The sequence below is a fragment of the Streptomyces sp. O3 genome (assembly GCF_054788135.1).
In genome coordinates, this window is sequence record NZ_JBTVYK010000009.1 from 22,591 (window position 1) to 44,407 (window position 21,817).

Annotated in this window: 24 protein-coding genes; 9 read left to right on the top strand and 15 right to left on the bottom strand. The window is 72.0% G+C overall.

Translation table 11 applies throughout. From position 1 onward, the window contains the following. Positions 1-61: 61 nt before the first annotated feature. Positions 62-2,140, bottom strand: a complete 2,079-nt coding sequence (locus ACX6XY_RS06940) for a HelD family protein (RefSeq protein ID WP_460327545.1) — start codon at positions 2,138-2,140, stop codon at positions 62-64. 527 nt (positions 2,141-2,667) lie between these two features. On the opposite strand from ACX6XY_RS06940, the gene ACX6XY_RS06945 reads away from it, so the two are divergent. After that, complete coding sequence (locus ACX6XY_RS06945; protein WP_460327726.1) at positions 2,668-3,123, top strand: 2'-5' RNA ligase family protein; 456 nt, start codon at positions 2,668-2,670, stop codon at positions 3,121-3,123. 78 nt (positions 3,124-3,201) lie between these two features. Here ACX6XY_RS06945 and ACX6XY_RS06950 read toward each other — a convergent pair whose 3' ends face one another. Beyond that, positions 3,202-3,576, bottom strand: a complete 375-nt coding sequence (locus tag ACX6XY_RS06950) for a hypothetical protein (protein ID WP_460327548.1) — start codon at positions 3,574-3,576, stop codon at positions 3,202-3,204. Between the two features lie 271 nt (positions 3,577-3,847). Between ACX6XY_RS06950 and ACX6XY_RS06955 the strand changes: the two genes are divergently transcribed. Beyond that, entirely contained in the window at positions 3,848-4,042 is a 195-nt protein-coding gene (locus ACX6XY_RS06955; RefSeq protein WP_460327550.1) for a hypothetical protein, read from the top strand. 55 nt (positions 4,043-4,097) lie between these two features. Here ACX6XY_RS06955 and ACX6XY_RS06960 read toward each other — a convergent pair whose 3' ends face one another. From ACX6XY_RS06960 to ACX6XY_RS06970, 3 genes are all read right to left on the bottom strand, one after another. Beyond that, positions 4,098-5,738: a DNA repair helicase XPB gene (locus ACX6XY_RS06960; RefSeq protein WP_460327551.1), complete on the bottom strand. Its 1,641-nt coding sequence runs from the start codon at positions 5,736-5,738 to the stop codon at positions 4,098-4,100. 252 nt (positions 5,739-5,990) lie between these two features. Continuing rightward, positions 5,991-6,473, bottom strand: a complete 483-nt coding sequence (locus tag ACX6XY_RS06965; protein WP_460327553.1) for a hypothetical protein — start codon at positions 6,471-6,473, stop codon at positions 5,991-5,993. A 392-nt stretch (positions 6,474-6,865) separates the two neighbouring features. Beyond that, a complete protein-coding gene (locus ACX6XY_RS06970) occupies positions 6,866-7,168 on the bottom strand; it encodes a glycine-rich domain-containing protein (protein ID WP_460327555.1) in 303 nt (100 codons plus the stop codon). Here ACX6XY_RS06970 and ACX6XY_RS06975 point away from each other — a divergent pair. Both ACX6XY_RS06975 and ACX6XY_RS06980 read left to right on the top strand, forming a co-directional pair. Beyond that, a complete protein-coding gene (locus ACX6XY_RS06975; RefSeq protein ID WP_460327557.1) occupies positions 7,160-7,876 on the top strand; it encodes a helix-turn-helix domain-containing protein in 717 nt (238 codons plus the stop codon). The two genes, ACX6XY_RS06970 and ACX6XY_RS06975, sit on opposite strands and share 9 nt — an antisense overlap. A 264-nt stretch (positions 7,877-8,140) precedes the next feature. Beyond that, entirely contained in the window at positions 8,141-8,263 is a 123-nt protein-coding gene (locus ACX6XY_RS06980; protein ID WP_460327559.1) for a hypothetical protein, read from the top strand. A gap of 497 nt (positions 8,264-8,760) precedes the next feature. Here the strand turns inward: ACX6XY_RS06980 and ACX6XY_RS06985 are convergent, their stop codons facing one another. Further along, on the bottom strand, positions 8,761-9,075 hold the full coding sequence (locus tag ACX6XY_RS06985) for an IPT/TIG domain-containing protein (protein ID WP_460327561.1): 315 nt from the start codon (positions 9,073-9,075) through the stop codon (positions 8,761-8,763). A 221-nt stretch (positions 9,076-9,296) separates the two neighbouring features. On the opposite strand from ACX6XY_RS06985, the gene ACX6XY_RS06990 reads away from it, so the two are divergent. Beyond that, complete coding sequence (locus ACX6XY_RS06990) at positions 9,297-9,857, top strand: zinc finger domain-containing protein (protein ID WP_460327563.1); 561 nt, start codon at positions 9,297-9,299, stop codon at positions 9,855-9,857. 219 nt (positions 9,858-10,076) lie between these two features. On the opposite strand, the gene ACX6XY_RS06995 is transcribed toward ACX6XY_RS06990, so the two are convergent. The 4 genes from ACX6XY_RS06995 to ACX6XY_RS07010 form a co-directional block, all read right to left on the bottom strand. After that, complete coding sequence (locus ACX6XY_RS06995) at positions 10,077-10,913, bottom strand: alpha/beta fold hydrolase (RefSeq protein WP_460327565.1); 837 nt, start codon at positions 10,911-10,913, stop codon at positions 10,077-10,079. Next, positions 10,910-11,503: a TetR/AcrR family transcriptional regulator gene (locus tag ACX6XY_RS07000; RefSeq protein WP_460327567.1), complete on the bottom strand. Its 594-nt coding sequence runs from the start codon at positions 11,501-11,503 to the stop codon at positions 10,910-10,912. The genes ACX6XY_RS06995 and ACX6XY_RS07000 overlap by 4 nt, the downstream gene beginning before the upstream one ends. Positions 11,504-11,726: 223 nt before the next feature. Continuing rightward, a complete protein-coding gene (locus ACX6XY_RS07005; protein ID WP_460327569.1) occupies positions 11,727-12,041 on the bottom strand; it encodes a hypothetical protein in 315 nt (104 codons plus the stop codon). Between the two features lie 109 nt (positions 12,042-12,150). Beyond that, the gene (locus ACX6XY_RS07010) at positions 12,151-12,378 is read right to left on the bottom strand and encodes a hypothetical protein (protein WP_460327571.1); all 228 of its coding nucleotides are present in this window, start codon (positions 12,376-12,378) and stop codon (positions 12,151-12,153) included. Here ACX6XY_RS07010 and ACX6XY_RS07015 point away from each other — a divergent pair. After that, positions 12,353-12,619: a hypothetical protein gene (locus ACX6XY_RS07015; protein WP_460327573.1), complete on the top strand. Its 267-nt coding sequence runs from the start codon at positions 12,353-12,355 to the stop codon at positions 12,617-12,619. The two genes, ACX6XY_RS07010 and ACX6XY_RS07015, sit on opposite strands and share 26 nt — an antisense overlap. Before the next feature lie 100 nt (positions 12,620-12,719). Here ACX6XY_RS07015 and ACX6XY_RS07020 read toward each other — a convergent pair whose 3' ends face one another. Together ACX6XY_RS07020 and ACX6XY_RS07025 are read right to left on the bottom strand one after the other, a co-directional pair. Next, positions 12,720-13,811, bottom strand: a complete 1,092-nt coding sequence (locus ACX6XY_RS07020) for a phage baseplate protein (RefSeq protein WP_460327575.1) — start codon at positions 13,809-13,811, stop codon at positions 12,720-12,722. A gap of 206 nt (positions 13,812-14,017) precedes the next feature. Continuing rightward, positions 14,018-16,648 carry a helicase-associated domain-containing protein gene (locus tag ACX6XY_RS07025; protein WP_460327577.1) on the bottom strand — a complete coding sequence of 877 codons (2,631 nt, stop codon included), beginning with the start codon at positions 16,646-16,648 and terminating at the stop codon, positions 14,018-14,020. A 226-nt stretch (positions 16,649-16,874) separates the two neighbouring features. Between ACX6XY_RS07025 and ACX6XY_RS07030 the strand changes: the two genes are divergently transcribed. The 3 genes from ACX6XY_RS07030 to ACX6XY_RS07040 are packed head-to-tail and all read left to right on the top strand — an operon-like array spanning position 16,875 to position 18,598. Next, the gene (locus ACX6XY_RS07030) at positions 16,875-18,041 is read left to right on the top strand and encodes a hypothetical protein (protein WP_460327579.1); all 1,167 of its coding nucleotides are present in this window, start codon (positions 16,875-16,877) and stop codon (positions 18,039-18,041) included. Between the two features lie 60 nt (positions 18,042-18,101). After that, positions 18,102-18,353 (top strand): type II toxin-antitoxin system Phd/YefM family antitoxin, encoded by a 252-nt coding sequence (locus ACX6XY_RS07035; RefSeq protein WP_460327581.1) that lies wholly within the window; start codon positions 18,102-18,104, stop codon positions 18,351-18,353. Continuing rightward, positions 18,350-18,598, top strand: a complete 249-nt coding sequence (locus ACX6XY_RS07040; RefSeq protein WP_460327583.1) for a type II toxin-antitoxin system RelE family toxin — start codon at positions 18,350-18,352, stop codon at positions 18,596-18,598. Before ACX6XY_RS07035 ends, ACX6XY_RS07040 begins: the two co-directional genes overlap by 4 nt. Positions 18,599-18,613: 15 nt before the next feature. Here the strand turns inward: ACX6XY_RS07040 and ACX6XY_RS07045 are convergent, their stop codons facing one another. Genes ACX6XY_RS07045 through ACX6XY_RS07055 form a run of 3 tightly spaced genes read right to left on the bottom strand, consistent with a single transcriptional unit; the run spans position 18,614 to position 21,680 of the window. Continuing rightward, positions 18,614-19,459 (bottom strand): ABC transporter ATP-binding protein, encoded by an 846-nt coding sequence (locus ACX6XY_RS07045; RefSeq protein WP_460327585.1) that lies wholly within the window; start codon positions 19,457-19,459, stop codon positions 18,614-18,616. Next, positions 19,456-20,559 (bottom strand): FecCD family ABC transporter permease, encoded by a 1,104-nt coding sequence (locus ACX6XY_RS07050; protein WP_460327587.1) that lies wholly within the window; start codon positions 20,557-20,559, stop codon positions 19,456-19,458. The genes ACX6XY_RS07045 and ACX6XY_RS07050 overlap by 4 nt, the downstream gene beginning before the upstream one ends. Then, positions 20,556-21,680, bottom strand: coding sequence for a FecCD family ABC transporter permease (locus ACX6XY_RS07055; RefSeq protein WP_460327589.1), 1,125 nt, complete (start codon positions 21,678-21,680; stop codon positions 20,556-20,558). The genes ACX6XY_RS07050 and ACX6XY_RS07055 overlap by 4 nt, the downstream gene beginning before the upstream one ends. Between the last annotated feature and the right edge of the window lie 137 nt (positions 21,681-21,817).

The following is a 21,817-nucleotide window of genomic DNA, read 5'->3' on the forward strand; positions in this document are numbered from 1 at the left end:
CAGCGGCAGCGGCAGCGGCGAGCGGCGGGCTCGGCCCGGCCGTAGCGGGGCAGGCAGGGGGCTAGGCCCTGTCCCCCGGCGCGAGTTGCTCCGGGAGCTCGGCCCCGTGCACCACCGTCAGGCCCGACACCGCGCGGGTCAGCGCCACGTACAGCCGTCGCAGGCCGGTTCGCTCGTCCGGCTCGCCGTCGACCACCGCCGCCGGCTCGTCCAGTACCACGTAGTCGTACTCCAGGCCCTTGGCGAGGGACGCGGGCACCAGCGTCAACCGGGTGTCCGGCGTCGTCTCCTCGCCGGGGGAGAGGTACGACAGGCCCGCCGCGTCCAGGGCCTGAGCCAGCACCGGAACCCGCGCGTCGGCCGCGATCAGGCCGATGGACCCCTCGTGGCGGAGGGCCGAGACGCAGGCCTCGACGGCCGCCGCGGCCAGGTCGTCCCCGGCGGTCCGCCGCACCTCCAGCGAACCCGGCGACTCCCGCACCGACGACACCTCCGCGAGCCCCGGCGCGATCCACGGCAGCAGCCGGGACGCGAACGCGATCACCTCGCGCGGCACGCGGAACCCCGCCGTCAGCTCCTCCACCACCGCGTCCCGCTTGCCGAGATGGGCCAGCGCGTCGTCCCAACTCCGCGTCGCCCAGGGCGTGGTGCCCTGCGCCAGGTCGCCCAGTACGGTCGCCGAGCCCGTCGAGCAGCGCCGTCCCACCGCCCGGTACTGCATCGGGGAGAGGTCCTGCGCCTCGTCGAGCACGACATGCCCGAGCGAGTGCGTACGCGACACGAGGTCGGTGGCCTCGTCGACCAACACCGCGTCCGCGGCGGACCACTTGGCGGTCTTCGCCGAACGCGCGGGCCGCTCCCACAGGATCGCCTTCTGCTCGTCGGAGCTCAGCACGCCCTCCGCGTGCACGGCGAGGAAGTCCGCGTCGGACAGCAGCCGCAGCACCAGCTTCGCCGGGTCGACCGGCGGCCAGATCGCCTTGACCGCCGCCTTCACCGCCGGGTTGCGGGCGACGGCGTCCTGCACCCGGTCGTCCGGGGCCTCGCCCGACTGCTCCATCCGGACCAGCACGGCATGCGCGATGCGCTGCGGCAGGGCCTCGCGGGCGGCCCCGTAGCGGATATCCCGGTGCAGCAACTCCTCGACGATCTCCTGGAGTTCATAGGACGGGATACGCCACCGCCGCGAGCCGCGCACCACTGTCAGGGCCTCGGTCGGCGGCGTCACATGCGAGCGCACGGCCCGTCGCAGCACCTCGGCCATCCGGGCGTCGCCCTTGACCGCGGCCGCGTCCGCCGCGTCGGCGGCGCGCACCTCCACATGGGCCACCAGGTCATCGACCGTGGCCTGTTTGACCTCCAACTCGCCGAGCGCCGGAAGCACTTGCTCGATGTAGTGCAGGAAGGACGCGTTCGGGCCGATGACGAGGACGCCGGTACGGGCCAGCCGCTCGCGGTGCGCGTACAGCAGGTAGGCCACCCGGTGCAGCCCGACCGCCGTCTTCCCGGTGCCGGGCCCGCCCTGCACGCACACCGTGCCGCCGAGCCCGCCGCGTACGATCTCGTCCTGCTCGGGCTGGATGGTCGCCACGATGTCGCGCATCGGGCCCACGCGCGGGCGCTCGATCTCCTGCTGGAGCAGCTTGCTGGTCCGGGCCGCCTCGGTGGGGTCGGAGAGGTGCTCGTCCTCGTACGCGGTGAGCTCGCCGCCGGTGTAGCCGAAGCGGCGGCGCAGGGCGATGTCCTGCGGGTCCTTCTTGGAGGCTCGGTAGAACGGCTGCGACACCGGCGCGCGCCAGTCGATGACCATGGGGTCGCCGTCGCCGTCGTGCACATGCCGCCGCCCGATGTAGAAGCGCTCGCCGCCTGCCCGTTCGGCGCTCACCGCGTGCAGACAGTCCAGCCTGCCGAAGAACAGCGGCGTGTGCGAGAGGTCCGCGAGCGACTTGATCCGCTCGTCGATCTGGTGCTGGAGGACCGCCGCGTTCACCCAGTTCGCGGTGACGTCGCGGATGTCCAGTGCCTCGGCGTCCGCCCGCATGGCGCCCAGCGCGGCCCGCGACGCGGCGAGGTGCGCCCGCTCACGGGCCAGCGGGTCGACGGTGCTGTGGTCGTCTGCGTCATGGGCGTGCGCGGGCACGGGTCGCCTCCGGAAGGGGTATGAGTGACTCTGGGCTCAGGTCAACGCGGCCGGCCGGTTACCGACCGGGCGGCGGCACTCCGTAGCGGAGGCGGGCAGACGGAGGAGTGTAGGCCAGGTCCCGTCGCGCGCGCGAACGAATTTCCCCGGCCCTGGCGGCCCCGGCTCACCCGACGCCGGGGACGGCGAATCGACTCGCCCTGCCCCGGCCCCCGTTGGTAGACAGGGACGATGGCGGACGAGAGAGACAGGGAGCCCGAGGGTGCGACACGGGGCTTTCAGGCCGGGCAGTCGGGGCTGATCGTACGAGTCCCGGAGGCTAGGCCCTGTCTTCAAACTCCCGCCTGCTGCGCGACGCCATGCACGCACTCTCGCCGCACCGGGCACGAGCCCAAGTACGTCCAGTACGAGGGCCCGCGCCCGGCACGCCGAGAGCACGCACCTGACGCCGCGCAGCCCGCCCTCCGGGCGGACGACGGGAGTTTGAAGACAGGGCCTAGCCCGCCGTACGAGCGTGGCGGGATCGACTGGACCCGTCGGCCCGTGCCGGGGTTCCGGCACACGTCACGGTGCTGTTCCCGTTCCTCGACGCGGGACGGATCGACCGGGACGTCCGCGCCGGGATCAGTGAGGCCCTGGCGCGGCACGAACCCTTCGAGGCCCGGTTCGCGCACTGCGGCCGGTTCCCCGGCGTGCTGTACCTCGCCCCCGACTCCGACATCCCCTTCAGACGCCTCACCGAGGCGATCGTCGAGCGGTGGCCCGAGAACCCGCCGTTCGGCGGGCGGCACGACGACGTCGTCCCGCACCTGACCGTCGCCCAGGACCAGGACGAGGCGGCCCTGGAGCGGGCCGAGGCCGCCCTGACCGCCAGGCTGCCCGTCGCCGCGAGGGTCTCGACGGTCGACCTGTTCGTCCACGACGGGACGCGGTGGCGGCAGCGGTCCTCCTTCCCGCTTGGGGCGCCGGGGCGGCGTACGTAGGCGGTGTGCGCGGTGTGCGACGCATGAGTCCCCCGCCGGCTCGCTGACAGGGGACTCATGCGTGGTGAAGTGGAGAGGTCAGGCCTTGATCCAGTCCTCGATGCAGACGTTGTAGCTGCCGTAGTCGACGCACATGCGCCACTTGGTGATGGGGTAGTCGCGGCTGTAGGCGTTGCCGCAGCCGGACTTGGCGCCGTTGCCGTCGGACATCCGGTAGAACTTACTGCCGCGGTAGTACTCCACGACCGCGACGTTCCCGTCCGCGAGGTCGTCGCAGACGGTGATCGACTTGTGGTCGGAGGAGACGTAGGCGTGGCCGCAGCGCTGGGCGGCTGCGAAGCCGCACCCGGCGTAGTAGTCGTAGCTCGTCGAGTGCGCCTGGGCCGGGACGGCTCCGGCCAGGACCGCGGCGCCTGCCGCCGCCAGCGTGACGGCGAGGGAACGTGCTCGCATGGGTGGTACTTCCTTCCGTGTGACGCGCCTGTGTGCCGTGCGCAACTATCACGGCGCGTTCACGGAGTGATCAACCTATGACTTTTCAGGGTCACTTGAGGACTGCTCGTGCGCTTCCCGCCGGGCTGTGGCCGGCGGGGCGGACGCAGGCCCTGAGGGGGCGGGGGCGGTCCCGTAGGGGACAGGGTCTGTCTTTGGTCGTACGCGGGTGGGGCGGTGGTTCAGTCCGCAGGGCGATGTGTAGGAAATGTCCGGAATTCATGATGGATGCATGAGTGCCGAAACCTTCACCCCAGTCCCTGTCACCGCCCCCGCCCCAGGCCTGCGCCCCGTCACCGGTGCGCGGCGCGGCCGTCGCCTCGGGGACGGCCTGCGTGCCGTCAAGGTCTTCGCGGCCGCCGCCGTGAGCGTCGTCATACTCGGCGAGTGCGACGACGAGGAAGCAGGCGTACGCCGCCACCGCTGACCGGCGGCAGGCGCCGGGCACCGCCACCGCTGACCGGCGACCAAGCCCCGGCGGGTCAGCCCTCCGCCAGCACGTCCCCCGCGTCCACGATCCGGTACGCGTACCCCTGCTCCGCCAGGAACCGCTGGCGATGCGCCGCGAAGTCCTGGTCGATCGTGTCCCGCGCCACCACCGAGTAGAACCGGGCCTCATGCCCGTCCGCCTTCGGGCGCAGCACCCGCCCCAGCCGCTGGGCCTCCTCCTGCCGCGACCCGAACGTCCCCGACACCTGGATCGCGACCGTCGCCTCCGGCAGGTCGATCGAGAAGTTGGCGACCTTGGACACCACCAGCACCGAGAGCGCGCCTTCCCGGAACGCGTCGAACAGCTTCTCCCGCTGCGCGTTGGACGTGTCCCCCTTGATCACCGGCGCGTCCAGATGCTCGCCCAGCTCGTCCAGCTGGTCGATGTACTGCCCGATGACCAGGGTCTGCTCGCCCCGGTGCCGGGCCACCAGCGCCTCGGTGACCTTCCGCTTGGTCGCGGTCGTCGCGCAGAAGCGGTACTTCTCCTCGGCCTCGGCCGTGGCGTACGCGAGCCGCTCGCCGTCGGTCAGGTTGACCCGTACCTCCACGCAGTCGGCGGGCGCGATATAGCCCTGCGCCTCGATCTCCTTCCACGGCGCGTCGAACCGCTTCGGCCCGATGAGCGAGAAGACGTCCGACTCGCGGCCGTCCTCGCGGACCAGGGTCGCGGTCAGGCCGAGACGGCGGCGGGCCTGCAGATCGGCCGTGAACTTGAAGACCGGCGCGGGCAGCAGATGCACCTCGTCGTAGACGATCAGCCCCCAGTCGCGGGAGTCGAACAGCTCCAGGTGCGGGTAGATCCCCTTCCGCTTGGTCGTCAGGACCTGGTACGTGGCGATCGTGACCGGGCGGATCTCCTTCTTCGTACCGCTGTACTCGCCGATCTCGTCCTCGGTGAGCGACGTCCGCTTCACCAGCTCGTGCTTCCACTGGCGCGCCGAGACGGTGTTGGTGACCAGGATCAGCGTCGTCGCCTGGGCCTGGGCCATCGCCCCGGCCCCGACCAGCGTCTTCCCGGCCCCGCAGGGCAGGACCACCACGCCCGAGCCGCCGTGCCAGAAGTTCTCCACGGCCTGCTTCTGGTACGGGCGCAGCGCCCAGCCGTCCTCGGCCAGCTCGATGGCGTGCGCCTCGCCGTCGACGTACCCCGCGAGGTCCTCGGCGGGCCAGCCCAGCTTGAGCAGGGTCTGCTTGATCTGGCCGCGCTCGGAGGGGTGCACGGCGACCGTGTCCGGGTCGATCCGCGCCCCGACCAGCGGCGCGATCCGCTTGGACCGCAGTACCTCCTCCAGTACGGGGCGGTCGGTGCTGGTCAGGACCAGGCCGTGCGCCGGGTGCTTGGTGAGCGTGAGACGCCCGTACCGGTCCATCGTCTCGGCGATGTCCACGAGCAGCGCGTGCGGCACGGGGTAGCGCGAGAACTCCACCAGCGCGTCCACGACCTGCTCCGCGTCGTGCCCGGCGGCCCGCGCGTTCCACAGCCCCAGCGGGGTGACCCGGTAGGTGTGGATGTGCTCGGGCGCCCGCTCCAGCTCGGCGAACGGAGCGATGGCGCGGCGACAGGCGTCGGCCTGCTCGTGGTCGACTTCCAGGAGCAGGGTCTTGTCCGACTGGACGATCAAGCAGGACACATATACCTCCGAGATGGGATCGTCGCTGTGACAGAGATCACACCTGAGCGTCCGGGCCAGGCTCGGGCATTGCCGCGCGCCAAGCGCCGGAAGGGCGTTCCGGCGAACGCACCTGGCATGCGCGCCGCCATCTATGTTCGCCTATCACGCGAAACTGAAGAGTCTACTTCGCCCGACCGCCAACGTGCGGCCTGTGAGGCTCTGTGCAAGGCGCGCGGCTGGGAGGTCATTACTGGATCAAGGGCGGCCCGCTTACGCGGCCCGCCGCGCGCCGCCCCACTTCGTGCCGCTCCAGCCCTGGACAGCGCGGCTTCGTGCTTCCCGCCGACGCTCCGGAAGTACGGGCGTCGCAAAGTCCACCTTGAGCAACTGCTTATAGGCGAAAGTTGCGGCGAACAGGCAAAGAGTCACTGCGGCCAGAAAGATCACACCGGGGCCGTAGCCAAGAACCCGGAAGACAGTGAGTGCAACGAAGTTCTGCCACGCTGGCCGCTTGCGAAGACTCACCAAACTGTGCGCATCCCGAGCCAGTTCGCGAGCTTCCTGGCCGTCACCCGCTGTAACGTAGGGAACTATTCCTAGTTGAACCACTACATGCGGCTCCTCCATGACGAAGCGTACGGAGTCCAAGTCCTCCGGTGCGGCATCTCGGAGATCTTCAACCTCGTCGGCTATGGCATAGCCGTCTACGAGAATGACGACCTCCTGAGCACGTTCCTTCAGAAGGTGGTGCACGCTCTCGACATCATCCAGGCAGAGTTGAGCTCCGCGGATGGACCAGAAGTCCTCAGTCGCCGGTGCCCGGTACGGGCGCGGGAACCTCCGTAAGGCGCACCTGACGGCGAGCGTACTGACACGACGACGCTGCCGGTCAACTGATTCGGAATAGATGGCGAGTTGCCCCGATAGTAAGAACCCCGCGCACACGGCGGAAACCGTACGAGCGGGCTTTCACGCAACGGAGGCGAAGTCCGCTGATTCCTCAGCCTACTTGGCCGCTTTGCGGAAGTCCGCCACCACCTCGGACGGTAACTCGGTGATGGTCTCGGACACCCGATTGACTCCTTTCCGGGTAGAAGGGGACCGGCCCCGATGAGGGACCGGCCCACCTGGTGTCGAGCTACCGCCTACGCGTTGCTGTAGGGGCGTCCGTCGTCGGAGTCGCACTGAGAGACGCCGCCTTCGACGTGAGCCCAGTATTTGTCCTGGACGACGTAACCGGCGTCGAGAATCGCCGACTTGGTGTACGCGAGCGAGCCCGCAGGGCGCCCGCCCTTCTCGGGGTGCGGGTTGTGGTGCAGGAAGCGGCCCGCGATGCGGTCGAAGAGATCGGCGGCTTCGCGCGTGTGCAGCAGGATCGCGTGAACGCCACGGTCACGGAGCCGAACGACACTCTGTGCGCCGTCCGGATCGGCATGCGCATGAGCCAAGAGGACTTCGCCAAAGCCCTGCGCAAGGCAGGCGCGGAACTGGACGAGCCCAACGAAGCGAGCAAGCGGCTCGTCCAGCGCTGGGAGTCCGGCGTAAGCAAATCCCCCCGAGGGGTCTATATCCGGGCCCTGGAGCATGTCACAGGCCGCCTCATCGAAGAGCTGGGGTTCACACTGGCTGTCATGGCACGAGTGCACGACGACGGCGCAGGGGGCCACGACATGGACCCGGACCCTGAAGGCGTGGCCGCAGCGTCCCCGGACGCGGACACGGCCGCAGCGAAGACCGAAGAGCAGCACGGAGGCGTGTGGCTGTCCCGGTACGAGTACTACTCGTCCGGCCGGGACAGCGCGTACGAGGGCAAGCACTACGTGGTGGTGGTGCAGACCGGCAACCGACTCACAGTCCGGAGCCTGCCCGGAGCGAGCAGCAACCCTGACAGCCCTCTGTCCATTGACCTGACGCTGGACCGGTCAGTCGTCACCGGTTCCTGGACCGAGCAGACGGCATCCGATGGCTACTACCAGGGCGCCCGCTACCACGGCGCGGTTCAGATGCTGGTGGAGCCGACAGGGCGACGCATGGCCGGGAAGTGGGTCGGCTTCGGCAAGGACTTCGACGTGAACACCGGGCCGTGGGAGCTGCGCCTCATGGACCCCTCTACGAGCAAGGCGACGTTGGAGCGCTACAGCCGCCCTCCGGAGTAGGGCGGCGCCGCAGCCAAGAGCCCGCCAGCCCCGCCAGCCCGCCAGCCTGCCGACCCACGGCAGCAGGCGGGGCTTCGTACTGTGGGCCCCGGACTCCCAGCTCTGTCCCCAGGGGCAAGTAACTGGCGGGTAGCTTTCGGATAGTCAGATGACCGGTTTCCTCGCTCTCGGGCGCCTCGTTGGGCCGTCCGGATGAAGCCCGGAGCAGGCGAGGGAAGGGGCGGGTGTGCGGCAAGAGTGGTCGCCGGAAGAGCTGTTGGCGAGTTGGACGCTGGTGGACGGCGACTGGGGCCTGGTGGCGAGAACAAGACCGAGGCGACGCGGCTGGGCTTCAGTCTGCTGCTGAAGTTCTTCGAGCTGGAGGGCCGGTTCCCGGATCTGCTGTAGGAGGTTCCGCAGCCCGCGGTGGAGTACGTCGCGGGGCTGGCGAAGGTGCCGGCGGCCGAGTTCGCGAAGTATGACCTGCCCAGCCGGGTCGGCGAAGAACCACCGCAAGCAGATCCGTGAGGCGCTGAAATTCCGGCCTGCAACCCGGGCCGACGAGGAGAAGCTGATCGCGTGGCTGGCCGCGGAGGTGTGCCCGGTCGAGCTGGTGGAGGACCGGCTGCGTGAGGCCCTGCTGGTGGAGTGCCAGGCCAGGACGATCGAGCCGCCGGGCCGCATCGACCGCATCGTCACCGCGGCCCAGACCCGGACGGAGAAGACGTTCTGCGCAGAGGCGGACTGCACAGGGCGTGGCCGAAGCGGGGCGCCGTTCAACGGCGGCCCGCGATCTGGCGGCGCAGGTGCTGGTGACGTCGGCGGTCACGCCACTAGGCCAGCCGGTCAGCGGGCGGGGCTGGTTGTTGTAGTCCGCGGCTGCCGCTGGAGCCGCGGCGCGCCAATCAGACCCCCGTCTCCATCGTGTATCTGGAAAGGCCGCCCTGTGGGGCTACGCCGAACGCCTCGGTGTAGTGAAAGTCGATCTCGTTGCTGGGTGTTCCGTCGGCGTGCACGACGACCTTCGCGGTGCCGGTGGATCCGCTGGGTGTCAGGCAGGTCACCGTGACCGAGCTTTGTACGCGTACGTCCGTCGCCGCGGCGCCGGCGAAGGTCACTTGGTCGACGTGTTGCAGGCGCGACCCGGTCAGGGTGACCTGGGTACCGCCCGAATCCGGACCGCTGTCGGGGGAGATCGATGTCAGATGAGGGTCAGCCATAGTGTTCCAACTCCTAGTGTGTCCATAGTTGTTGGTGTGTTCGGAAACGAGCGTGTCGCCGGTCGGACGAAGTCGCGCAGCGCCCGCCGGGTGCACCGCCCAGGAGGGCCGCCGGGCGAGGATCAGGCGGTGCGCATCGGCGCGCCCGCTCCGAGGCTACGCCCAAGATCATTATCGAAATCCGCTAAAGACCCACGTCGGGAACAAGTTCACCCAATGATGTGAACCCTCTTCTCGATCGTTGTGATCTCGGGCGGATCGGGTATCGACTCGGACGGTCGGACGCCGACGACGTCGAACAGCACGCCTGTCCGAAGTGCGACGCACAGCCCGGCTCGCCGTGCCGCTCGCGCGGCGGCGCGGTCGCCTCCGCCTACCACACCCGCCGCTTCACGAAGGTGCCCCGGCTGAAGAAGGCGCTGCGGGTGCCGACCCCGGCCGCCGCGGCCGACCGCGGCGGCCGGGCACCCCGCCGCCGGCGCTCATCGACCCGGACCTGCCGAGCGCGGACATCCGCATCGGCTACGCCCGGTGCTCGACCCTCGGGCAGGAACTCGACTCCCAACTCGATGCGCTCAGCAAGCACGGCATCCCCCGCGACAGGATCTTCAGCGAGAAGACCAGCACCCGGGTACGGGTCCGCCCCCGGACGGCCTGGTGCTGGAGATGCTCGCCGGCCCGCTGCCCGGGATCTACGACCCGACCGGCCCGGGGAAACTGCTGTTCGCGTTCTTCGCCGCGATGGCGGTTATCTCAAGCTCGCCGATCATGCAGGGCTGTGACCTGGGTGGCCAGGTCAAGGACACTGTCTTCGACCTGGCCGCTAACGTCTTCGAGGCCCCGTCAGCACAGGCCGATCGTTATTTGAAGCGCGACGCGGTGCACTGGGTCGGGGTCTGCGTGGCAGCGGCCACGAGGATTTCCCCGGGGACGGCTAGTTGCGGATGTGACATTCAGTGACCAGCTTCGGTGGTGTTGGCCAGGACGGGTCGGATCAGGGCCTAGGCGCGGAAGGCCTTCCGAAGGAGTTCGCCGAACTCGGCGGGGTGCGTGGTCAGGCCGGTATGCCCGCCTGGATAGTGCTGGAGTTCCGTGCCGAGACGCTCGGCCAGGAGAGCCGCAGGACGGTAGGGCAGCTCGCCACGTGAGTCCTGGCCGCCCGCGAGCACGAGCCGGTCCGACAGCGCCTCCAGTCGGTGGAGGTCCGGGGCGTAGGACATGAAGCTGGGCACGATGTGCCCGACGAAGTACGGGAGGTTGGCCATTGTCCGCTCGGCCCGCGCCGCTGCTTGCGGCGGAAGCTTGAGCTCGGCCTTCGGCGCGGTCGTGTTGCCGTCCTTCTTCAGCCCCGCGGCGAACACGGCCATCGCCGGCATGAGCCCCTGAGTGTGAAGCGTTTCCTGCACGCGCGCGATGAGCGTGCGATGTTCGGCGGCGTCCGGCAGGACCTCCACCATCGGCGGCTCGTGCGCCACGACGCGTTCGATGCGTTCGGGATGGGCGGTGAGCAGGTGCAGGGCGGCGATCGCGCCCGAGCTGGCGCCGAACACCCGGGCGGGCTCACCGGGAGACAGCAGTTCCAGCATTCGGAACGCGTCGTCGGCGTGCTCGGCCACGTGCTGCTCGGCCTCGGGGTCGTCCAGCGTGCTTCGGGACATGCCGCGCGGGTCGTAGGTCGCGACCGTGTATTCGGCGGCCAGGTCGTCGGCGATGCCGTCGTAGGAGGCCGTGTCGCCCGCCCCTCCGGGGATCAGCAGCAGGAGCGGGCCCCGGCCGCGCACTTCGTAGTGCAGGGTCGCGCCGTTCACGCGCAGGCTGCCGATGGTCGGGTCGGTCATGAGGAGTCTCCTTCTCGGGACGAGGACCAGTGCTCCAGGAGGGTGTGCAGGGCGTCGAGGGCGCGGACCCAGGAGTGTTGCGGCGAACGCTCGTGCGCAAACCCGCCCGCAGCCTCCAAGGCGACGAACCCGTGGAACGTGCTGCGCAGCAACCGGACCGCGTCGGTCAGATCGGGCTCGGCCAGTCCGTAGCCGCGCAGCATGCCGTAGGTCAGCTCGACCGCGCGCCGCGGTCCGGGAGCTCTTGCGGCCAGTTCAGGGTCGACCTGGATCGGGGTCTGCGTCGCCATGTAGCGGCCCGGATGCTGGTGGGCGTACTCCCGCCAGGCGTCGGCAAACGCGATCAGCGCGTCCTTGCCCGCCCGCCCGGCAGTCGCCTCGGCGATACGGATGGTCTTCTCATCGGCGGCCAGCAGTGCGATCCGTCCGCGCAGATCCTCCAGACTGCGGACGTGCGTGTAAAGACTCGCGTCCTTCACACCCAGCCGTCGCGCCACCTGCGACATGGTCACCTGGTCGAGCCCCACCTCGTCCGCCAACTCGGCGCCCGCGATCGTCACCCGCTCCGCCGTCAGCCCGGCCCGCGCCATGCGCCCTCCCAATGATTCCTAGGACTCCTAGATATAACCTAGGAGTCCTAGGAATCCAAACGGGGGCGCGTTCGCGCGGGTACCGCTGTTGCGGATGACGAGGTATCAGAGCTGGCCACCAGCGCCTGTGCGTGCGGATGCCCGCTGGTCGCCGAGCGCGTGAGCGAGTTGCCGACGCAGACTGCGCTTGCGGGCGGCGGCGATGAGCGGTGCGGGGTTGGGCTCAGGAGGCATCGGCGGCCGCCCCACCGGTGTCTGACTGTCCGTCGTCTTCGAGCGACGTGATGATCTTCTCCAGGTTGTCGGCGACCTGCCGGTTCATCTCCACGAGCCGCTTCTGCCCGCGGGCTTCGGCCGACGAGGTGATCTGCAAGGTCTGCTGGCGCTGTTCCCGGTGCTGGGGCAGGAACTCGGCGGTGGTGATGAACATCGGGCAGGTCAGACACGAGTTGGCGTGCGGGCAGGACTGCACCACCGGCAGTCCGCAGTAGCCGTTGGGCAGGGCTTGCGTAGCCCGGAGAGCCTTTGTTTGGCCCACGTCGCCTCCGCGAGAGGGCCGACTGGGCCCAGGGAAACGGTCTCGCCTTGGGCGGGGCGGGGGCGCGCAGGCATGCCGCCTACCGTACGGCCCCCGGCGCCAGCCGCTGTCAGCCCAGGCTGAATGCGCCTGGCCGGACGGGAGCTGAGGGAAGGAGTTCCGCCGGCACGTCGAGGGTGAGGTCCACCGAGGTTCCGTCGCCGGCCACCGCCGCGGCGACGACGGTGGCTTCGGTCCCCTCGGGCAGGCCCTCGACGCGCAGGGGTACGGTGCGGCCGGTCTGGCTGTCGAAGCAGTCCGGCGCGAACACCGTGCCCGGCTCGGCCGACTGGTTCATTGATACGCGTGTCATATTCCTCGCGGCCCAGGCCCTCCTGGAAGCGGCCGTCATCTCGGTCACCGGCGGCTACCCGCCCAAGTCCAGGGTGAGGCTGCGCGACGGCCGTACGGCCGTCATCGGCTCAGCCCGATGGGCGCGGGACGGTGCCCCTGACCACTACCTCAGCCGCTTCCCCGGCGACGCGGCCGAGCACACGATCCGCGCGAACGAGATCGCAGGACCGGACGAACCCCGCTGAGGCCGGGCGCGAAGCGGCGGGGAGAGGCAGAGGGCCGACGGCTACTTTGCACCGTGGTCAAACCTCCAATGTGCCGCATGGCCGGTGGCGGCCGTTGCCGTCAGGTGAGTGCTTTGTAGTAGATGCGGTAGTGGCGGGCGCCCGGCGGGCCCTCCGTGAAGCCCAGGCAGAGGCGGGGCTGCTCGCCTCGGCGGCGCAGGACGGCCAGGCCCTCTGGTTCGCGCGGGCGGAGGTCGGGGGCGGTGCGTTCGAGCTGTTCCTGGGCGACTCGGCCGGTGCGGAGGTTGATGCGGTAGAGGCGGGCGTCGCCGCCGGACGACACCGGGTTGTCGGGTCCGTACGCGTGGCCCAGCAGCTGGTAGGCGTGGTCGCCGTACAGCGTCATGCCCTGGAAGGGCAGCCGCAGGTCGGCACCGGGCTGGGGGAAGTCGACCAGGGGGCGGAACCTGCGGGCGCGGAAGTCGGTGAGGGAGTAGAGCGCGAAACGGGCCACGCCCTTGACCTTGTAGCGCAGCAGCAGGCGGTGGTAGACCGCGTCGATCGCGGCGTAGTTGCTGGTGGAGCCGGGGACGGGGTGGTACGTGCGGAGGTCGGGGCTGTCGCGGTACAGCAGCCGGCCGTGGGTGAAGCGGAAGCGGCACACGCCGCGGCCGTAGCCGGACCTCGGGTTGGCGTCCCACTCCGTCCACAGGGTGATGCCGACGGTCGACGGCTGGAGGCCGATCGCGCCGCCGTGGCCGAAGCCCTTCAGATACATGTGCCCGGCCGGGCGGCCGTCCAGGGTCAGGCGGTTGAGGCAGAGGTCGCCGCGCCGGGAGCGTTCGGCGTGGCTGAGAGGCGCCTCCTCGTCGGGCAGCTGGACGCCGCTCGGCAGTACTTGTAAGGCGTAGATGTGGCCGCGCGGCACGTCGAACGCGAAGGACTGCAGGACCGTGGTGTGGCGGAGTCGGCCAGCGAGCAGCTGACGGCCCGGCTCGGCGAGCGCGGGGGGCTTTCGGTCCGGGGCGGGCGCGGCGGTCGGCGCTGCCCGCGCCCTGGGGGCGGGCGGTGCGGCGGCGGCCGCCAGGGTCAGGCCGAGCGCGAGTACGGCTCTGCGGCTGGTGGGGGTGGTGTGGCTGGGGTGGTCGGCGTGGCTGGGGTGGGTGGTGTGGCTGGGGTGGGTGGTGTGCGGGCTGTGGGGGTGGCTGGTCATCTGCTCCCGGTTCCTGGCGTCGACCGCGTTTGCCGTCGCGGTGGTCGGATCTCCTGGTAGTCGGACTGGATGGCCGGATCCATTGTGATCTTCGACGTCCTGAACGCGGGAGTGTTACACGCCCGTACGTGTGTGTGGCGCGTGGCGTACGAGGTGCGGTGTGCGGTGTGCGGCGCGTGGCGTACGAGGTGCGGAGGGGGGCGGGGTCAGGTCGCGTCGTCCGCCAGTTCGGCCACTCCGGTGATGCGGTGCAGGGGGTACGTACGGACCTCGTCGGCGGTGTGGTCGTACGCGGTGACGAAGCCGCCCTCCACCCGGACGGGGGCGATCACGCGCTGGCTCGCCGCGCCCTCGGCGTTCACGTACCCGATCCAGAGCACGTCGCCGGTGAGTACCGCGGCCTGCATGGTGGCGAGGGTCTCGGCCGATGTGGTGCGGGGCAGGGCGCCCGGCGCCGCGGGGGGCGCGGTCGCCGCCGCCTCCGCCGGCACGGGCTTACGGGGCGCCGTCGCGGCCAGGTCACCGGCCCGGATGGCCCGTACGGCGGCGCTGAGCAGGGTGGCGTCCGGCACCGGCGGGCCCTCGGGGACGGGGGTCGGCGCGCTGCGGGGCGGCGTGCGGTGGGCGTGCGCGCGGTGGATCAGGACGTCGCCCTCCGCGCTCTCGGCCGCGGGCGCGAACCCCATCGCGCGCAGCCCTTCCAGCAGTGTGGCGGGGTCCGTCTGGGCGGCCAGGACGGTGGGGGCGAGGCGGCGCAGGCGCAGGCCCTGGGCGCGCTTGTCGGCCAGGATCTCGTTCAGCATCGCGTCGTCGTCACAGCGTACGTACGCCGACGCGGCGCCGATCCGCAGCTGGCCGTGTCTGCGGGCCACGTCGTCGATGAGGTACGTCAGCGGCTGCGGTACGGGCGTCCGGGAGTGCTCGGCCAGGAACGTGTGCAGGTCGGCGGCCGCGCGTCCGGCGTCCAGGGCGCGGCGCACCGAGGCCGGGGTGAAGCGGTAGACCGTGGCGCCGCCCTTGGACTCCACGTCGGCCAGCACGCTCAGCGTCTCGGCGAGCGGGCGGTGCAGCGGGCCGGGGGCCACGGCGGTCAGGTCCGCCTGGAGGAGTACGTGGTCCAGGGGCTCGGGGAGCAGCGGGGCGAGCGCCGCGGCGGCCCGCGTGGCGGTGGTGGCGGCCTCGGCGGGGGTGGGGTGGGGGTAGGGCGGTTCGGTGTGCGGGCCCAGGAGGGCGCGGGCGTGGGTGGCGAGGGCGGCGCGGCCCGTGATGCCGAGGAGTTCGGCCTCGGCGAGGGTCCAGCGGGCGATGCGGGTGCGGAGGTCTTCCGTGGTGCTGGTGCTGGTGCTGGTGCTGGTGCCTGTGCCTGTGCCTGTGCTCGTGGTGTCCGTGGCCGTGGCGCGTAGGGGGTGTTCCCAGGCGAGCCGGGCCAGGATCGCCTCGGGGGACGGCGCCGCGCCCTCGGGGAGCTCCGCGAGCAGGGTCAGGACGCGGCGGCGCACCTCGGGCGCGGCTGAGCGGTCCAGGTGCGGGCCGAGCGCGGAGAGCGTACGGCCCGCCGCCGCACCGCTCGCCGCGGTGTCGCGGTCGCCGACCAGGCCCGCCGTGCGGGTGGCGGCCAGCCAGGCGGAGGCCAGCGACGCCCAGCGCTCGGCCGGGGGCAGCTCCAGCCACGCGTCGTACGCGGGCGTCGGCGCGTACCGCTCGTCGACTTCGCTGTCCGACGCCAGCAGCCCGGCCGCGTAGGCGAGTTCGACCCAGAACGCGGCCAGGGGCTCGGTGACGTCCAGGGCGACCGCGGTCCGCTTCAGGTCGCGGACGCTGAGCCCGCCCGCGCGGAGCACCGGGGGCCCGCCCTCGTGCCACTCCCGCAGCAGCTCCTCCACCGTCGCGAGCGCGGTGTACGCCTGCCCCGCCGCGGTGGAGTCCACCGCGGCGGGGCGGTACTCGGCCCTGACCTCCAGCGCGGGCGGCACCGGTCGCGGCGCGCGGTGCGCGCGCCCGCCGCGCAGGCGCAGGGCGACCTCGCGGGGCAGCACCACCCGTCCGGCCGCGGTCGGCAGCAGCAGCCCGCGATCGAGCAACCACCGTACGTGCGCCGCGGGTTCGGCCGTGACCTGGCCGTACGGTGGGCCCCAGGCCAGCCGTCCGAGTACGTCCCGCGCCTGCGGCGGCGCGCCGTCGAGCAGGGCCGCCAGCCGGGCGCGGTCCGTGAACAGGGCGGTGAGCGACTCCACCGCCGACACCGGGTCGTGGGTGGCCGGCAGGCCAGCGGACTCGAGCAACTGCTGGAGGCGGCCCGGAGACATTCCGGCCGTCGCCTCGGCGACGGTCGGGCCGAGTCCGGTGGGCGAGGGGTGCGCGGGGGACGGGGCGAGGAGTTCGCGCGCGGTGCGGACCAGGCGCAGGCGGCGGTCCGGGCCCCAGACGAGGGCGCGTTCGCGGAGGGTGGCCAGGGCGGTGGGGAGTGCGGCCTCGATGTCGTGGGCGAGGTCGGGGTGGGGTTCGGGTTCGGGTGCGGGTTCGGGCCCAGGCTGGGGTTCGGGCTGGGGCTCGTCACCGGTGAGGAGGGTCTGGAGCGTCTCGTACGCGGTGGGTTCCTGCGCCACCGCCAGGGCCTGCGCGGTCTGCAGGGTGAAGGTGTCCAGCCGTTCCAGAGCGCGGACCACCGACGCGCGGGTGCCCGCGCGGGTCGCCAGCTGGGTGAGATCGTTGGGCACGGGAGTGAGCAGGTCGGCGCGCGCCCGCAGCAGGGCGGTCAGCGACGCGTCGTCGCGGTGCCGCAGCGCTTCGGCGAGCGTACGGGGGAAGGAGTCGCCGGACGTGCTCTCGGTCCTCATCCGCCCCACGGTAGTAGGTACGTCCGACATGCGTCCGGCCCCGGAGCGGTGAGGCGGTGAGGCGGTGAGGCGTGGAGACGCTGAGGCGCTGAGGCGCCGAGGACCAGCGCGCGGCCGCCCGCGCGCGATACCGTCGGTGCGCCGACAGTCATGACGCGGCCGTACGGCGGCGGCACGCGGGCGTCGGGAGTACGGAGTACGGCAGCGGCACGGCACAGGGGGCCTCGTGGCGATCGAGAGCGACCAGCTCGTCTTTGACTATCTGAGCCGGGTCGGGGACCTCGCCCAGCAGCGCCAGGTGCCATCCGGCACCCGGATGCGGCTGGTCACCGAGCTGCGGCGGGAGATCGACCAGCGGCGGGGCGCGGCCACGGGAGACAGCCCCGGCGAGGTGAAACGCATTCTGGCCGGGATCGGGACGCCCGAGGAGGCGGTCGGCCGGGTGGCCGGGGAGCCAGGGGGCGCTTCGGGGGCGGCCGTGCCGGGGCCGCGGCCAGCGGAGCCGAAGGCGAAGCCGCGGCTGCGGGGGATGTCGTTGCCGCGGCCGCGGCGGGGGAAGGGAACGGCGCAGGCGGGCGCGGGGGGCTCCGAAGGGCCGAGGGTCCCTGCGGTTCCGGAGGTTCCGGAGGTTCCTGCGGGTCCGGAAGTCCCTGCGGGACCGAGGAGTTCCGCAGGCCTGGAGGGTTCCGCGCCGACGCCTCCGGAGCCGTCGGCGCCGACCGCCGCCGTTCCGGAGCCGCGCTCGGCCACCGCCGCGTCGCCGCCGCATCTCGCGGGCGAGGACGAGTTGGGGCCGTCCGAGGGCGGCGCTGGCGGCGGTGGTCAGGACTGGTGGCGGATGGGGGCCGCGCCCTCGGGCGACGGGGCGGACACCGTGCCGGGGTTCGTGGGCGGCGTGGAGATCCCCGAGATGCGGGCGTCCCTGGGCAAGGCGGAGCCGGACGCGCCCGCCGCGAAGGAACCCAGGCCGAAGCCCGGCCCGGACGCCAACACCGACACTGACGCGGCCCCCGCGCGCCGTCGCCTCCCCCGGCTGCGGATCGGAGGCGGAACGGGGTTCGGCAGTCCGCTGCTGCTGTGCGCCGCCGCACTCCTGGTGGCCGGTGCGTTCATCGGCCACTGGATCACGCTGGGCCTCGGCTGGATCCTGGCGTACGCCTCGCGCCGACTCACCCGGCGTGAGGCGAAGTTCGCCGTACTGGGCGCGCCGGGGCTGGTCGCGGCGGCGGGGATGGTGTGGCTGTGGGGGCGGGCCGGGGGGCGCTGGGGCGCGGAGATCCCCGAGGGCGGCATGGCGGACGCGCTGGCGGACACCTGGCCGTGGGTGGTCCGGGGCGCGGCGCTCGCCTCGGCCCTCTTCCTGCTCTGGCGCGCCCACCGCCTTCGGTCCTAGGCGCGGGACGCCTTGCGCCACATATTGACCACTAGATTAATATTGTGCATGCTTGATCTCATGACGGAGATCGCGATCAGCGCAGCCCGCTCCCAGCTCGGCGACCTCGTGCGCCGTGCCGCTCACGGGCGCGAGACCATCGCGCTGACTGACCACGGTCATGTGGCGGCGGTGTTGGTGTCTCCCCAGGTGATAGAGGACCTCGAAGACGCCTTGGCACTGGCGGAATACCAACGCCGCAAGGCCGAAGGCGCTCCCGAGGAAGGCATTCCGCACGAGGAGGTCGGGCGCATGCTGGGACTGCGCCCGTGACCTACCGGATCATCTGGGAGCCCGGCGCCACCCACGCGGCCGTACGGTTCCTCAAGGACGACCCGACCGGACTCGCGGCCGTCTACGAAGCCGTCGACGCGCTCGCCGAGACGCCGCGACCTGCCCAGTCCACCGTGTACGGGCCCGGTGCGCGGCGCTTGCGTGTCGGCGACTGTCGCGTGCTCTATCTCATCGAGGACGACGCCATCCGTATCCTGGTGACGCATCTCGGGCGCAGGCCCTGAACCCCTCAGCCCTTCCTAGGCCAGCGGAGCCGCCGTGTCCGCGGCGGCGGGCTCCGCGGGCGGCTCCGCGGGCGTCGCGTGCCAGGGAGCGCCCGGCACCACCAGGGGGGAGCCCGTGACCGGGTCGGGGACGACGACGCAGTCGAGGCCGAAGACGTCGCGGACCAGGTCGGCCGTGACGATCTCGGAGGGCGGGCCGGAGGCCACGACATGGCCGGACTTCATGGCGACCAGGAAGTCGGCGTACCGGGCCGCCTGGTTGAGGTCGTGCAGCACGATCACGACGGTGCGGCCGCGGTCGTGGTTCAGCTGGCGGACCAGGTCCAGGACCTCGACCTGGTGGGAGATGTCCAGGTAGGTGGTCGGCTCGTCCAGGAGGAGCAGCTCGGTCTCCTGGGCGAGCGCCATCGCGATCCAGACGCGCTGCCGCTGGCCGCCGGACAGCTCGTCGACCGGGCGCTCGGCGAGTTCGGTGACGTCGGTGCGGGCCATCGCCTCGGTGATGGCCCGCTCGTCGGCGTCCGACCACTGCTGCCACCAGTGCTGGTGCGGCTGGCGGCCGCGGGCGACCAGATCGGCGACCGTGATCGCCTCCGGGGCCGCGGGCGTCTGGGGCAGCAGGCCGATCTGCTGGGCGACGCGCTTGGTGGGCAGCTTGGCGAGCTCCGCGCCGTCCAGCAGGACCGCGCCGGACTTCGGCCTCAGGAGGCGGCCCAGCGCGCGGAGCGTCGTGGACTTCCCGCAGGCGTTCGGGCCGACGATGACCGTGACCTCGCCGTCCGGAACCGCCAGGTCCAGCTCGTGGACGACCGTGCGGTCCTCGTAGGCGAGGGTGAGGGCTTGCGTGCTGAGCCGGGTCACGGCTTTCCTCCGGTACGGCTACGGATGATCAGCCAGATCAGATACGGGGCGCCGACCGCGGCGGTCAGGACGCCGACCGGGAGTTCGACGGGGGAGAGGAGGCGACGGGCCAGGAGGTCGGCCAGGACGACGATCAGCGCGCCCATCAGCGCGCTGCACAGGAGCGGGATCTGGGCGGTGCGGGTCAGTCGGCGGGTGATCTGCGGGGCGAGCAGCGCCACGAACTCGACCGGCCCCGCGGTGCCGGTCGCGACCGAGGCCAGGACCACACCGAGCGCCACCAGGCCGAGCCGCACCCGGCCCAGGCGCACCCCGAGCGCGGTCGCCGTGTCGTCGTCCATGCTCACCGTGCGCTGCGCCCGCGCGGCCCAGGCGATCGCCGGGGTCAGGGCCAGCAGCACCCAGCCCATCGGCGCGGCCTGCTCCCAGCCGAGGCCGTTGAGCGAACCGGTCATCCAGATCATGGCCTGTTGGGCGACGAGATAGTCGCCCTTGGTCATGAAGAGCGTGGTGAGCGCCCGCAGCGCGAGCGCGAAGCCGATGCCGATCAGGACGAAGCGGGTGGCGTGCAGCCCGCCCCGCCAGGCGAAGACGTAGACGAGGGCGGCGGCCAGGACGCCGCCGCTGACCGCCACGTACGGCAGGGCGGTGTACGACGCCAGGCCGAAGGTGAGCGTGGCCACGGCGAGCGCGCTCGCGCCCTGGCTGATGCCGATGATGTCGGGGCTGGCGAGCGGGTTGCGGGCCACGGTCTGGATCAGCGCGCCCGCCACGCCGAACGCCGCGCCCACCAGGAGGCCCACCGTCATACGGGGCAGGCGCAGGGTGCCGACGACGAACTCCTCGGACGACGGCCGGCCCAGCAGTACCTTGACGACTTCGGCGGGCGTCGCGTACGTCTCGCCCACACAGAGGTACGCGACGGACACGGCCGCCACGAGCACCGCGAGCACCGTCGCGACCAGCGCCGCACGTCGGTGCAGGAGGAACGCGGCCCGGCCCGCGCGCAGCACCGTGTATCCGGCCGGGCGCACACGGGCGGGGCGGGCGGGCGCGTCGGGCGCGTCGGGCGCGGCGGCCTCGCGGACGTCCGCGGTCATGCCGGGACCGCCTTACGACGTACCAGCGCCACCAGGAATGGGACGCCGATCAGGGCCGTCATCACGCCCGCCGGGACCTCGCCCGGCGGGAACAGGACCCGGCCGACGCAGTCCGAGACCAGCAGCATCACCGGGCCGATCAGCGCCGCCAGCGGCAGCACCCAGCGGTGGTCGCCGCCCACGAGCGCGCGCGTGATGTGCGGCACCGCCAGCCCGACGAACGCCACCGGGCCCGCCGCCGCCACCGCCGTACCGGTGAGCACCGTCGCCCCCAGGCCGCCGACGACCCGGACCGCGGCGACGTTCTGGCCGAGGCCCCTGGCCACGTCGTCGCCGAGCGCGAGAGCGTCCAGACCGCGCGCGACCGACGCCACCAGGACGACCCCGACCAGCAGGAACGGCCAGATCTGGCCGATCAGCGCGGTGTCCCGCCCGGCGATCGAGCCCACCTGCCAGAACCGGAACTCCTCCAGCGCCGAGGCCTTCGTGGTGAGCACCGCCAGGATCACGGACAGCAGCAGCGCGTTGATCGCGGCCCCGCCCAGCGCGAGCTTCACCGGCGTCGCGCCGCCGCGGCCGCTGGAGGCGATGGCGTACACCGCGACCGACGCGAGCGCCGCGCCCCCGAACGCGTACCAGATGTAGTCGGAGAGGCTCGCCGCGCCGGTGAAGGCGATGGCGATCACGACCGCGACCGACGCGCCCTGGCTGATGCCGAGGATGCTGGGGTCGGCGATCGGGTTGCGGGTGATGCCCTGGAGCGCGGTGCCGGTGACCGCGAGCGCCGCGCCGACCATCAGGCCGATCAGGGTGCGCGGCACCCGGAGCTCGCGCACCACCGCGGCGTCGTCGCCGGTCCCGCCGTGCAGCAGGGCGTCGAAGACGGCCGACGGGGCGATCGGCCGGGCGCCGACCGCGAGCGAGAGCAGCACCGCGGCGGCGAGCGCTGCCGCGGCGGCGGCCACCCAGGCGACGCGCCGGACCGTCAGCGAGCGACGCACGGCCGCGGGCTCGGCCGCGGGTGCGGTCGCGGGAGCGGGCGTGGTCGCGGTTGCGGGCGTGGTCGCGGGTGGCGCGGGGGACTCGGGAGCCTCAGGGGGCTCGGGCGGTACGGCGGCCATCTGACCCTTTTCACTGTGAGCTTAGGCTTGGCTAAGTGTACGGGCCGGTGGTTCGGCGGCGGTCTGGCCGGTGGGTTGGTCGGTGGGTTGGCCGGTGGGCTGGGTGGTGGTCCGTTGGGCGTCTGGCCGGGCGTCTG

Bases quoted from the DNA above. Each gene is read 5' to 3' on its own strand.
- ACX6XY_RS07055 (WP_460327589.1), bottom strand. From the start codon at position 21,680: ATGGCCGCCGTACCGCCCGAGCCCCCTGAGGCTCCCGAGTCCCCCGCG.
- ACX6XY_RS06985 (WP_460327561.1), bottom strand. From the start codon at position 9,075: ATGGCTGACCCTCATCTGACATCGATCTCCCCCGACAGCGGTCCGGAT.
- ACX6XY_RS06950 (WP_460327548.1), bottom strand. From the start codon at position 3,576: ATGCGAGCACGTTCCCTCGCCGTCACGCTGGCGGCGGCAGGCGCCGCG.
- ACX6XY_RS07025 (WP_460327577.1), bottom strand. From the start codon at position 16,648: ATGAGGACCGAGAGCACGTCCGGCGACTCCTTCCCCCGTACGCTCGCC.
- ACX6XY_RS07050 (WP_460327587.1), bottom strand. From the start codon at position 20,559: ATGACCGCGGACGTCCGCGAGGCCGCCGCGCCCGACGCGCCCGACGCG.
- ACX6XY_RS06995 (WP_460327565.1), bottom strand. From the start codon at position 10,913: ATGACCGACCCGACCATCGGCAGCCTGCGCGTGAACGGCGCGACCCTG.
- ACX6XY_RS07000 (WP_460327567.1), bottom strand. From the start codon at position 11,503: ATGGCGCGGGCCGGGCTGACGGCGGAGCGGGTGACGATCGCGGGCGCC.
- ACX6XY_RS07035 (WP_460327581.1), top strand. From the start codon at position 18,102: ATGACGGAGATCGCGATCAGCGCAGCCCGCTCCCAGCTCGGCGACCTC.
- ACX6XY_RS07010 (WP_460327571.1), bottom strand. From the start codon at position 12,378: ATGAACCAGTCGGCCGAGCCGGGCACGGTGTTCGCGCCGGACTGCTTC.
- ACX6XY_RS07020 (WP_460327575.1), bottom strand. From the start codon at position 13,811: ATGACCAGCCACCCCCACAGCCCGCACACCACCCACCCCAGCCACACC.
- ACX6XY_RS06975 (WP_460327557.1), top strand. From the start codon at position 7,160: ATGAGCCAAGAGGACTTCGCCAAAGCCCTGCGCAAGGCAGGCGCGGAA.
- ACX6XY_RS06955 (WP_460327550.1), top strand. From the start codon at position 3,848: ATGAGTGCCGAAACCTTCACCCCAGTCCCTGTCACCGCCCCCGCCCCA.